We start from the raw sequence: 12,425 nt of genomic DNA on the forward strand, positions 1-12,425 counted from the left end.
TCTTTTGCGAATTAGGGGTCTTTTTCATGTTCACTCCTTGTCATTTTTGCAATCTCTTTTTTTCTCGATGCTATGTGGAAAAAATATGAGTTAATTATAAACTACTCAATCCCAAGGGAGTGTTGTAAAGGAAAAAGATACCTTGATCAAAAGAAAGGTATCTCCATAAGGTAATTAGATTTTAACTTACTTAATCCTTAATTTTTCTTAAAGGTACTTTTCCTATAAAAGTATTAAGAGAGAGATCGTAGTGTTTTTCAATATCTTGTCCAAGTTTGTTTTCTAAAGATTCTAATTCACTAAGAATATAGGATAAATCAAACACAGTGTACATCTCCGTTTTTCTCCAAATAGATGTAATTTGTGCTTTATTGTTATACGGAATGATGGATATGATTGGTTCATCTTTATCCCATTCCATTGAGTAATAATAAAATGCTTGAAGCCCTTTTTTATTAATGTGGTTAAACCATCTGTGTAAATAAAGATAAAATTCGAGTAATGTTAAATTCTCTTGAAAATAACTGACGCCATTGATTGTAATTTCAAAATCTCCTTCAATTCTAAATGCAATAGACGGCTCTTTTTTTAGTTTCTTGGGAATATCTGCTTCATTAGATGTAAAGTGGTAAGAAAACTCTATTTTACTGGGTATGTTGTCCATATGTTCCCCTTTCGATTCCATTTTTTTACCGAGGTTTATAATTATTACAAAGGATAACTTTTGTGATAAACGAAGTCTGGATCAATTCAATTCTTGATTTATTCAATGCATTACCGGGAGGATTTTGTTTCTGAAAACAATTGGTTCCTAATGAAAAAGCTAGTCACTATAAATGACTAGCTTGGGTTGAATAATTCGCTGGTATTAATCTTAAATTCTTTGAACAGGTTTGAGATTACATCTTCGCCTAGATTAACTAGGTTGAATTGGATTTCTAAATCCTTATCTAAAAAATATACCATTATATGACTTTCCATTGGGTCTACTATCCAGTATTCCTTAACACCAAAATTCATATATAAATTTAGTTTTGTTATCATATCGTGAGATTTACTCGAAGGACTCAGTATTTCAATGATAAAAACTGGAGCTCCAACGTATTCATTTTCGGTGAAGTTATCTTGATTGCAAGCTACAAATAGATCAGGTACAACCTTCTTTTTTTCATCATTATTTACGTTGTTAAATACGACATCAGTTGGTGCTGCAAATACTTTACATTTACTACCTCTTAATAAATTATATAATTGAGCGTGCAAGTAAGATGATATCTCCTGATGTTTGATGTCAGGAGATGGAGACATGTATATTACTCCATCGATAAATTCTAGTCTTTCATCTGTATTCTTTCGTTCAGATTCAAATTCTTCATAGGTGCTATACCTTACATTTATTAAAGTCAAAGCAATCACCACCCTAAATCAATTATATTCGGATTATAACCAAAAAGAAATACTTATACACGCACTCAAACAAGGACGGAGAAAGGGATTTTATTTCCTTGGATTTCATCACATTACGCTAGAAGACAGAGACATAATTAAAAGGCAAAAAAGTAAAAGATCCAATCACTTAAAGCTGATTGGATCTCCCATAATAAATTAAAATACAAATTCAATAGTACCATCTTTGGTTAATTCAAACGGACCAGGTGTGACATCTCCATCAGGTCGCTTTGTTCCAAAAAAGTCGGAGTCAAAACGATATGGATTGCTGTCCGGTTGCTCAAACTTCATATCAGCGTGATAAGTTTTGCCAAGAAGATCAGTGGTGACCACCATAGAAGAGGCCTCACGAAGCAATTTAGGCTCATTGATCTGAACTTGCACTTTGCCTTGTGCAGGATTAATCTCCACATTAATGCCCTTCTGCTCATAGATATTCCCATTGGGTTCATGAGTACCAGGAACCGCATTGTTCAAGTACACATTTCCGCCCATTGCCACCGGAAGAACTGCATTACCTATAAAGATATCCTTTGCGGCATCTCCAAGCTCAGCGATCTCCTCTTTCGTGAGTTCCCACCATTTTTTATCTTTTGCGTCAGGATGCTTGTCGTAGCCACCGAGTCCCACAGGGTGCAGATAGCAGATGGAATCGTCCGGAACACCATCCATGACAGTCTTCCCGTCATCTCCAGATTCATCTCTAGGTTTAAGGGGAAGATGCTCAAAAAATGTTATTGGAACTGGTTCTTTATTCGCATCATTATCCCCTAAGAAGATATTGTTATAGTACCGATCATCGCCTCCGGTAATATTGGAGTAACCTGCCATTGCTGTCTCGTGAGGGAAGTGGTACGGCGTAATACGAGTAATCTCTGAACGCACCACAAATCTACCTGCAAACAAATTATGGGCAAATGCTCCACCCTGTGCCATATTTCTGAAATTCATCGGAGAGAGGAATAGATTATGATCAACCATGTACGGACCATGGCATACCTCAACGAAGAAGTCCTCCGAAAGATTGTCGAAAAATACATTACGGCTGATTCGAGTACCTTGTGCCTGCCAGTCAAGCCAAACCCCGCGGTAACAGCTATAGATTATATTTTCATTAATTTGCGTATCCAGGGAAGCGTGTAGCTTAATTCCTCCAACTTCAGCACCATGTCTGAGTTTCTTGTGGTGAATATTGTAAATGCGGTTTTGATAAATGCTACTGAAGGCTGCCCCCATATGTCCCACAATGCCTGCCTGTTCACAGTCATGAATCACATTGCCTCGAACGATGTGGCTGCCTACGCTATCCTTATGCCATCCAGCACGTAATGCTCGCAAGATAACCTCCTGCTCACGTTGCGTGCCGCCTTTCGAGTGCTTGTCCGAAATCTTCGTATGACCTGTACCGATTTCAGTACCTAGGCAGATACCGACACTTTTGGATTCGCTGATCAAATTGTTTTCAATGATCCAACCCTTACTCCAGTGAGGGCCGATTAAACCTTCTTGGTAGTCGGTTGGCGGTGCCCATTGAGGAGAAGCTTGACGAAGTGTGAATCCACTTACGGTTATATAATTAAGTCCTGGTTTCTCAGGCCAGAAGCAATAAGGCCGGACATTAATTTCTACATTTTCCTTACGAGGGTCTTTTTCACCAAAATTGGCCCAAATTTTTGTTGTGGAAGACCCAACTTCGGCATACCATGTTAGTAGTGAGTCCTCGGGATATATGGCTTCGGACCAAACTTCGGGCTTATGTACCTTATCAACACTATCGCATTCATACAAGGATTTGTGATCCAAATATACATCACCGAGATGAACTGGGAAAGCTCCGTCAAATAGCCAGTCTCCACTCAACTCTACTTCATAGGGATTGCGAACGGAAAATATAGAATTAGGTACTTCAGTACTCCAAACATTGTCTCCCTCAGCCTTCCAATCGGAAATGCGTTCAGCCCCTGTAATAACTACTTCTCCGTCTCCTGCAGATTTATATACTATTCTATGCTCTTCAGTTCCCCCATTAGCCGGATTAACCCATTCCCTATATACTCCCGCGTGAACAACAACCGTATCACCAGCCATGGCAAGAGCCGCAGCACGTGATATGGTACGAAAAGGTAGATCAGCTGTTCCTTTTGCCTGATCATTTCCTTCTATTGACACATGAAATTCCATAAAAACACTCCTTCTCCCCACCCTATAAAAGTTGTAAGAATTCCTTACAAACTGACGGGCATGCAATGTATTTTAGTAGTAAGTTGTTAACAATTTGCTTATGAATAGTGCTAATATTATCTGACGTCATTTTCTCATACCTGTGTATATAGTGTCTAGCCAGACCTGACGGCTATATATATTGTATGAAAAGTAGGTGTTTGCGATTTTGGTATTAAAGTGCATTAATTTCAAGATGAAAATTTATAAAGGGCAACCAAGGTTTGTAAGCGCACTTCCAGACCTTTAATTTTAATACGTAATAGTATCATCTTTTTATCACTAAACATGTGGAGTGGGTAGCGAAAATTGTGTTGAATCCTATTCAAACCCATGCCTTAATTCTTACGGTTCAAGACATGGGGGGAGGCTCAGTCGTACGTTAGTTTATGGAATTAATTTGCATGCATATTATATAAATGTTAGGTACAATAAGCTATTGTTCGAGTGCCAATGTGACCTTCTCTTTATGCACTTCTTCTTCATCTTTCCCTTGCCAAAGGACAATCGCATACACTTCTTCAATATCTTTGTATGCTCACAGGCTCTCCTTGCATGTTTCTATAGGATTCATACTCTCTATAGAACTCACCGGTAGATTCTTCTGAAATTTCTAGGTCTCGTGGTTTAACTCCTTCATTCGCATCTGCTATTATATTGTTATGAATGAAAAGATCATCTTTACCCACGAACCGGATATAGAATTCTGCTTTAAAAAGAGCAGCTTCATACATGTCTTGTCCCTTCATATACATCCGCCCAGCATAGGTGCGAAAAAGAGCTGGACTAGCCTTTACGGTATAATCAACTATCTTCCAATGTTCACTTTCTCCACTGAAGACTCCAGTTGTTTGTTCTTTTGGTAATTCCCTATCATAGTAAAGTATTTCAGCTTGATCAATCAGTGTGGCTAATGCATATTTGTCAAAATCAAAGAATTCATTAGACATAGGTGCATTTCTTAATTGCTCAGATACTTGAACAATGTCTTCCAAGGTTATATCTTTTTGCAGTTCTAACCCAACCTCCTTTATCTTTTCTACGGTGTCCTCTGTACTTACACCAACAAAAAGCCCATAAATAGCTTCACGCTCAGAAGATAAGGGATCTTTCTCTTTATTCCAATCCATTTGATTTATTAACATGAGAATCACTAGAAAAATGAGCACGATTATTTGTAGTGCTGGAACTACCTCTCGAATAGAAGATGGCTGGTGTTGCATGAACATGGGGATATGTTCTTTTAGTGTATGTCGGATTTTATCTACTACGTCTTCCTCTAAAGCACGTTTTGGTATTTGAATACCTTTTCCTTCTTTATCAAAAAGAAAGAAATAATCATCAGCTTCTACCATGGATTCATAATGATTCCAACGAAATAATTGTTGCTTGGAAGCGGATATTAGTTCAATCCCATCCTCTTTTAGAATAACGGTTCTCTCCCCAAGAAAATTCTGATTAATAAACCATTTATCCCTAACGTAATACATAACTTGTTCTAGGATTGGAAAAATAATTGCTGAGATAAGTAACGTTTGGAATAGAGCATAATGGAAGCTATTCCCTAGAGAGAGAATGAAAATTCCTGCAATGAGGATAATGTATAACCAAAAACGAGTAGTTTTGAATCTTTTCGAATAGATGCGAGCATTTTTGGAAAGTTCCCATAGATCCTTTTTTTCTAATTGAAATTGTATCTCCATGATTTAGCACCTCTTAGGAATGATTTTCAAATATATATTCTAATAGTAGACGAGTATTTATGTTTGCATGTTTCACAATTTCATAAAATTATTAGAATGATAAATAACTGAGATTTCAAGCAAAACCAATACCCCCGCCCGCTTGAACTAAATCGTCTTTGTCTCCAGAACCGATGTAATATGGTAAGAAGCGATAGATATCTTTGTTGGATATTTTACTACTAATCGTCATCCGTATTTCCTACCTTGATAATAAGACGAATGAAATATTACAGTTATTTCACTTTTTACTTTCTTTATTTCTGATTATATTCCTTTTTATGGATATACGAGTAATGAAATTACACTTAATGTTTTTGTTTTCTAAAAAGAATGATGTTCAAACGAACGGTCTATTATAATATGGAACTTTTTTTATAAAAAGAGGAATAAAATTCTTTATGGCGAAAATATGTAATAGTTTAGTCGAATCTATAACAATAGCAGGTTAGTTTACCGTTGTGAAATTCGTTAATTAATTGGATGATTATAAGAAAAAGCTCACTTTTGATTAAATGAGAATAAAATAGAAGCAAATGACAGTACCACAAGGTTTCCTTGTGTTTCTATAGATACTTTATTTAAAAAAGGATGATAAACATGAAAATAATCTTTGCACATCAAACTATACAGGGAGTAACTGATAAATAATCTCTCTGTAAATAAAGGGGAGAATTATTATTTATATTTATAATGAAGTGTTAAAAATCAGTGATTTACATTTGATGCCTAAGATATTGGAAATTTACGGGTTAGAAGGCTATAAAATTTGCCCTGTTCAAGCGCATGAAGGTGGACGGAATCTTGTTTATACCTGTGGAAAAGATGGTGTAGAAGATAAGGTTATCCGAATTTCTTTTCTAGATGATAGAAGCAGGCAAGACCTACTTGGTGAAGTTGAATATATTAGATATTTATTCCAACATGGAGCAAGCGTATCGGATGTAGTCAACTCTCAAAGAGGTAGATTACTAGAAGAGATCGTCTACAATGACCATAGCTTTTTTGTCGTTTTGTTTAAAAAGGCTAAAGGAATGAAACTTGCGGAAAATCATTATCAGTATCGGGAAGGAGTTCCTATTACCGAAAATTATTATAACTGCGGTAAAGTCCTAGGGAAAATGCACCAACTAGCGAAAGGGTACACTCCGAGTCATCGTCGCTATAGTTTTTTTGATAAATATAATGCTGCATATATCGATAACTTGATACCGGATTCATTATCCTTATTAAAGGAGAAAATATTAGAGTTGCTTCAAACTTTAAAAGGACTGGACATGAGCCAGGAATCTTATGGTATGGTACATTTCGATTATAGTGATGGTAATTACATGATAGATTTTGATTCTGGTCAAATTACTGTTTTTGACTTTGATAATTCTTGTTTTTGTTGGTACATGTTTGACCTTGCAAATATCTGGACACACGGAGTTGGCTGGATACAATTTGAGAAAGATGCGGGTAAACGCCAAGCGTTTATGAAGGATTATTTTGAAACAGTACTCAATGGATACCGATCTGAAGCGGAGATTAATATTTCTATGCTCGAAAAATTACCATTATTTATTAATGTAGTAGTAATGGAAAACATCATTGATGCATTTGAGGTAATGAGGAATAGTGGGGAAGAACTAGAATGTGGTGAAGAGCTTTCCTATCTCATCAAGTGCTTGGAAGATGATATTCCGTATAAGGGATTTTTCAATGAAATATATTCAGTTGAAGAACCTTTTGAGTATGAGGAACGAACCATCTAAACGATAATTCAACCCCGAATTCGTAAAATTTGCGAATTCGGGGTGTTTTTACACGAAAGGCTATTTTAATAGGTGTCCCCTACGTTTCACATCTGTCCTTCCTATGCAAAAAATTTAGTTTGTAAAATGTTCATAGCCCCTTCTATTTCTTTCAGCTCGGATTCTGTTAAATGCTTAATTTGCTCTTGAAATTTAAATTCAAGCTCTTGAAACACTTCATTCATTAGAGCTGTTCCATTCTCTGTCAGACGAATGTCATACTTACGACGATCATTTGGATCTACAATCTTTTCGCAAAGTTGACTTTGCATTAACTTTTTCAACTCGCGGCTAGCATTAGGTAAAGATAGATGCAAGCATTCACTGATTTCACTTAGAGTCACAGGCTGGCTCACTGTAAGGAACTCTAATATTTTGTATTGAACGTTAGTTATATTTTCAATTTTGATTTCTTTTGTCATATCGTTTGTCACTTGATGTACAGATGCAGTAAACCGAACAAACTGTTGGAATAGCTGACCCTTGTTCAAATCAATCACCTCAGGTACAAAGTATCAAATATATTATCATAAAACAATTATCAATTGACAACTAATTAAAGGGAGTGTTACTATTTTGTTATCAAATGATAACGAATGGAGTGTTTTATTCATGAATGTTCTTATTGTTTTTACCCATCCAAATCACCAAAGCTTGAGTTATGCATTTTTAGAAGGAGTACTTCGTGGTTGTGAGGAAAACCATGCTATCCAAGATGTTCAGGTTCTAGATTTATATGGTGAGCATTTTAATCCGGTCCTTGAATTTGGAGAGAAAAAGAAAAGAAGAGATATGGATAAAGATCCAGAATTAGAAAAATATCGTGATCAACTTTCGTGGGCAGAAAAGATTATTTTTATCTATCCTATATGGTGGGGAAGACCACCTGCTATGTTAATGGGATATATCGATAAGATGTTTGCTTCAGGATTTGCTTACAAGGATCATGGAAAGTTGTTACCAGAAGGGTTGCTCAAGGGAAAATCTGTAGTGTGTATTTCTGTAATGAAGGGTCCAACCTTTTATCCATTGTACTGGCTAAATAATGCTCATAAAGTTTTAATGCGTAAAGCATTATTTCAATACGTAGGTATTAAAAAGGTTAAGTTCTTTGAGTTTGGCAACATGGAAAATGCAAAGGGGAAACATCAACAAAAAATAAACAAAGTATATACGTACTTCAAAAATGTTGTAACCATAGCTTAACATCGTGATATCAACTATTAGTTTTATAGAGTAGAAAGGAACTTGGGCTAAAAGCAAAAATCATACTTATTGTTGGTGCATGAGACAGAGTGAGTGAATCAAACATTATTGTGTATAGTCGGTTTTTCTAATAAGCTTAAACTAGCAGTTAGCAAACAATAGTATAGGATTAACCGAGGAGGTGGGCACAATTGGATAAAGAAAAATTAAGAAAACGAGCATTATCGTACGTCACGATTCCAACTGGTTTAACACCTCTCATCGAGGAGTATGCGGTGGGAGAGGGTGGAAAAGGTGAGGCATTCTTTTCATGGGCGAATGAAGAAAAAGATAGTGGGATTACGTTAAGACTTGATTTAGATGGTAATCTGACAAGTCTATCTATTCACAAGGATGATCATAGGGTGCACGATACAGTTCCTTTAGATGTAGACGAAAGAAAAGAACGAGCAGAGCAATTTTTACTAAAGTCTTATCCGGATGCTTTCGATCATGTAACCTTCTATGAAATGAAGAAACGGGATCATGCATATCGTTTCATCTATGAACAGCTTGTGATGGACCTACCACTAAAGCGCTCTAGCTGTTTTATTGATGTAGACAGTTATGGGGAGATTATTGGGTTTAGTTATAAGGGGGTTGACCCGACGCCGAAGATACCGGACGTGATCATTGCAAAAGAAAAACTAATGGAAGATGTGCAAGAAAAACTAGATTTTCATCTGGTAATAACCAGTCTTCTCTCCTCCCTTCAAAATGTTACAGAAAGTGGACTTCGTCTAGTGTATGAGATCGAGCCATCTTTCATGCGATATAAAGCTAATGTTTTGAATCCAACCTTAACAATTATGCATGATGAGGATATTCCGGAAATAACATTTGCGCTTCCCGCTCTGCCTAACTCTACTATTGGTGATAAAAAGGTATCGATGGAAGATTTTATTGGAATTCCCCCTAATATGGAGGTGATTCGTGAGACGGATATGGGACCCGAAACTGGTATCGTTTGGCGTGATAAGGACTGGGAGAACACGACTGAGGACTTATCCGTTTGTAGTTTTTTCAAAAGGCAAAACGATGGTACGGTGAAAGCAATGGTTTCTAAAAAAACAGGCGAAGTCAGGAGCTTCATTTGGTTTAAGCAAAGGGAAGGTGAGCTTCATCTAAGCCGAGAAGAATGTTTTCAAAAAGCACTAGCGTTTCTACAATTACAGGTAGCCTCTTACTATCCTTACTTGCAGGGCATTGCTCGGGATGCTGAGGAAGATGAGGCGAGAAAGATCGAGTCTTTCGCCTTTTCTATCCAAACCGAGGCCGGTGTTCGAGTTCTATCCGAGATCGTCATTGTCGCGGTTGATTGTACTACAGGATTAGTGAATCATTATAGTGGGCCAAATTTCGACCTTGTGGAGTTGAGTCAGCTTCCTAGTAGGCCATTGATTACGAAGGAAAAGGCAAGAGATATTTTCCTGCGACATTTAGACTTTGAACTAGCTTGGGATAAAGATCTTGATACGGAGGATGCTCTGCTGATTTATCGAGCATGTGAGAATGATGCTAGAACTTCCATTCGTTATATTGATGCAAGGACAGGACAAGTGATTGTTGACAAGTGATAAGTTGTAATTAGGCGGGGTGAGTCCGCCTCTGCATTATAGAAAATGAGGAACTTATTGGAGGCAGATACCTTGTCTGAGGTATCTGCTCATTATTTTAATAAATCAAATCCAATGCGATCGACTGTAGTTGTCTGTGATAGACTAGGTCCATAATTGGAGAGCACCACTACACCCATTTTTCTGTCTTTGTTAAAGCCCATAAAACTAGAGTAGCCCGCTGTTCCGCCGTTGTGCCATATGACGTTTTTTTCTTTATTGATAATCCAGTTCATACCAACATGCATCCCGTCCGTATGTTCATGTAGAACGTGATGGGTTTCTGATAAAATACTATTGAAGTGATTTTTATTCGACTCGATATGACTTTCTAGGAATGCTAACTGATCTGTGATGGTCGATCGAAGTGCCCCTGCAGCCTCTAATGACTTGAAATCCCAATTGTTCACTTGTTTATTTTTGTGATTGAAACCTGGTATGAGACGTGCTTTCTGACTGGCAGATAAATGTATGGCCGTGTCTGTTGCTTTCAATTCTTCTGTGATCTCTTGCTTTATGACATTCTCATATTCGTTACCATATTCCTTAGCTAAAATATAGCCCAATAAACCTAAACCTAAATTGGAGTATGTAAAATTTCTTTTCTCAGGATTGAACTTAAATTTTTGTAAAAATTTGATCATATCCTCATTTGTAAAATAAATATAAGGATTGTTTCTGACTCTTTTTGACAATAGTAGTTTCATCGTGAAGGTAAAAGGCAAAGAAGGTAAACCAGATGTATGAGTAGTTAAATGTCTGATTGTGACTGGATGGGCTTGTAATGTTATATTTTTCTTTAACGTAGGAAGATACTCTGTGATGGAATCGTCTAAGTTTATCTTCTTTTCCGTTATTGCTTTTGCTAATAAGGAAGCGGTAAAGACTTTTGTGATCGACCCAATTTCATATATCCGATGTTCTGGTGCTATTTTTGGAAGGGAACTTGGATTTCCTTCCGTTATTATTTCTGTTTCCCCCTCTCTATAAATTCCAATAGTAAGCAGGAGATTGGTTTTATTTTTTATGTATGGAAGAATCACTTCCCGAATACTATGATCATCCTTTATCTCATCAATCATTATGTACATCTCCTCAGTTCTCTAAATTATTTACATTATATCATGATCGATTTGGTTTTTTGTTCCAAAAGTGGAGTTGAAAGAGTTGTTACAAAGGTCTTATTACTTTGTTCATCCTCATTCGGGTAATACGGTTATTAGCTAATACATATTGTTGACAACCGCCACTACTATGTTATACTAAATACCAGTAATAAGTAATACGGATTACCTGTTATACAGAGTACTGATAAATAAAAAGAAATACGAGTGAGGGATAAAATTTGGAAAATAATACTGAAATGATGAAAGGGGTTCTTGAAGGGTGTGTGCTTGAGATTATTAGCCGTGGTGAAACTTACGGTTATGAGATCACCCAACAGCTAAGAGAACTTGGCTTCGCTGATGTGGTGGAAGGCACAGTGTACACGATTACGATGCGGCTTGAGCGAAACAATCTGGTGGACATCAATAAAAAGCCATCCACGAAAGGTCCACCGAGAAAATTTTACACACTAAATGCAGAAGGTGTAGAGCATCTAGAGAACTTTTGGGAAAAATGGGAATTTATTTCAAACAAAATTAATGAACTGAAAATGAAAACGAATGGAAAAGGGGAGGAAATATGAGTATCTTCGAAAAAATAATTGGGAGCCTGGAAGACAAACGGGAATGGAAGGCGATGGAGGAACGCGCCAAGGCACTTCCAAGTGAATACCTTAATGCTTATAACGCTATTAAAAAGTACATGTGGACTGCTAGCGGCCTCACTGACTGGAAAGACACACACCGTGTTTTCAGTGGGATCCTTGAGCTTTTTGAGGAAGGCGCAGCAGAAGGCAAGAAAGTCACTGACCTCACTGGTGAGAATGTTGCCGCTTTTTGCGACGAACTTGTGAAAGACTCGAAAAGTTGGAAGGATAAATATCGTGCGAAGTTAAACAATACGATTGGTCGTGACTAATCCGTATTAGGTTAATTTTTCAGAACTTTATAAATGGCATTATTTATAGACTGTGAAATGCTCTCCTGTTGGATTGAGATTCATAGTCTTTTTTTTGTTATAGAAATAGCCCGTAAAACCACGCGGGCTTGCCCCGTGGATGTAAGGGCTTCGCTCAAGGGCAGTTCTTAGACTGCTCTACTTGAGCAATTTTTTGTTTGGTGAACAAAAATATAGATTGAGAACATACATTCCCACGTGGTAAAATGTTTGTAAGTAGAAAAGAAAATAAGATACAAAAATTAGGTGAAATGATGAGTGAGTATAATAGATTAAATCATTGTAAGTTTCTT

At 36.9% G+C, this 12,425-nt stretch carries 11 protein-coding genes; 5 read left to right on the top strand and 6 right to left on the bottom strand.

Translation table 11 applies throughout. The annotated features are described in order from the left end of the window. Positions 1–190: 190 nt before the first annotated feature. The 4 genes from NYQ66_RS13730 to NYQ66_RS13745 all read right to left on the bottom strand — a co-directional run bounded on the left by NYQ66_RS13730 (position 191) and on the right by NYQ66_RS13745 (position 5,372). On the bottom strand, positions 191–664 hold the full coding sequence (locus NYQ66_RS13730; protein WP_259870250.1) for a DUF7878 domain-containing protein: 474 nt from the start codon (positions 662–664) through the stop codon (positions 191–193). 176 nt (positions 665–840) lie between these two features. After that, positions 841–1,407, bottom strand: a complete 567-nt coding sequence (locus NYQ66_RS13735) for a Uma2 family endonuclease (protein ID WP_259870251.1) — start codon at positions 1,405–1,407, stop codon at positions 841–843. Between the two features lie 198 nt (positions 1,408–1,605). Further along, positions 1,606–3,630 carry a right-handed parallel beta-helix repeat-containing protein gene (locus tag NYQ66_RS13740; RefSeq protein WP_259870252.1) on the bottom strand — a complete coding sequence of 675 codons (2,025 nt, stop codon included), beginning with the start codon at positions 3,628–3,630 and terminating at the stop codon, positions 1,606–1,608. 560 nt (positions 3,631–4,190) lie between these two features. Then, positions 4,191–5,372, bottom strand: a complete 1,182-nt coding sequence (locus NYQ66_RS13745; protein ID WP_259870254.1) for a YcxB family protein — start codon at positions 5,370–5,372, stop codon at positions 4,191–4,193. A gap of 764 nt (positions 5,373–6,136) precedes the next feature. On the opposite strand from NYQ66_RS13745, the gene NYQ66_RS13750 reads away from it, so the two are divergent. After that, a complete protein-coding gene (locus NYQ66_RS13750; RefSeq protein WP_259870256.1) occupies positions 6,137–7,168 on the top strand; it encodes a phosphotransferase enzyme family protein in 1,032 nt (343 codons plus the stop codon). Between the two features lie 101 nt (positions 7,169–7,269). On the opposite strand, the gene NYQ66_RS13755 is transcribed toward NYQ66_RS13750, so the two are convergent. Beyond that, positions 7,270–7,698 carry a MarR family winged helix-turn-helix transcriptional regulator gene (locus NYQ66_RS13755; protein WP_259870258.1) on the bottom strand — a complete coding sequence of 143 codons (429 nt, stop codon included), beginning with the start codon at positions 7,696–7,698 and terminating at the stop codon, positions 7,270–7,272. A gap of 121 nt (positions 7,699–7,819) precedes the next feature. Here NYQ66_RS13755 and NYQ66_RS13760 point away from each other — a divergent pair, with 121 nt between their 5' ends. Continuing rightward, a complete protein-coding gene (locus tag NYQ66_RS13760) occupies positions 7,820–8,413 on the top strand; it encodes an NAD(P)H-dependent oxidoreductase (protein ID WP_259870274.1) in 594 nt (197 codons plus the stop codon). A gap of 191 nt (positions 8,414–8,604) precedes the next feature. Continuing rightward, complete coding sequence (locus NYQ66_RS13765; protein ID WP_259870259.1) at positions 8,605–10,029, top strand: YcdB/YcdC domain-containing protein; 1,425 nt, start codon at positions 8,605–8,607, stop codon at positions 10,027–10,029. Between the two features lie 92 nt (positions 10,030–10,121). On the opposite strand, the gene NYQ66_RS13770 is transcribed toward NYQ66_RS13765, so the two are convergent. Next, positions 10,122–11,150, bottom strand: a complete 1,029-nt coding sequence (locus tag NYQ66_RS13770) for a serine hydrolase domain-containing protein (RefSeq protein WP_259870260.1) — start codon at positions 11,148–11,150, stop codon at positions 10,122–10,124. A gap of 263 nt (positions 11,151–11,413) precedes the next feature. On the opposite strand from NYQ66_RS13770, the gene NYQ66_RS13775 reads away from it, so the two are divergent. Then, positions 11,414–11,758: a PadR family transcriptional regulator gene (locus tag NYQ66_RS13775; RefSeq protein WP_259870261.1), complete on the top strand. Its 345-nt coding sequence runs from the start codon at positions 11,414–11,416 to the stop codon at positions 11,756–11,758. Then, the gene (locus NYQ66_RS13780; RefSeq protein ID WP_259870263.1) at positions 11,755–12,093 is read left to right on the top strand and encodes a DUF1048 domain-containing protein; all 339 of its coding nucleotides are present in this window, start codon (positions 11,755–11,757) and stop codon (positions 12,091–12,093) included. The genes NYQ66_RS13775 and NYQ66_RS13780 overlap by 4 nt, the downstream gene beginning before the upstream one ends. Positions 12,094–12,425: the final 332 nt, after the last annotated feature.

It is taken from the genome of Aquibacillus koreensis (assembly GCF_025154055.1).
Lineage (GTDB): Bacteria > Bacillota > Bacilli > Bacillales > Amphibacillaceae > Aquibacillus_C > Aquibacillus_C koreensis.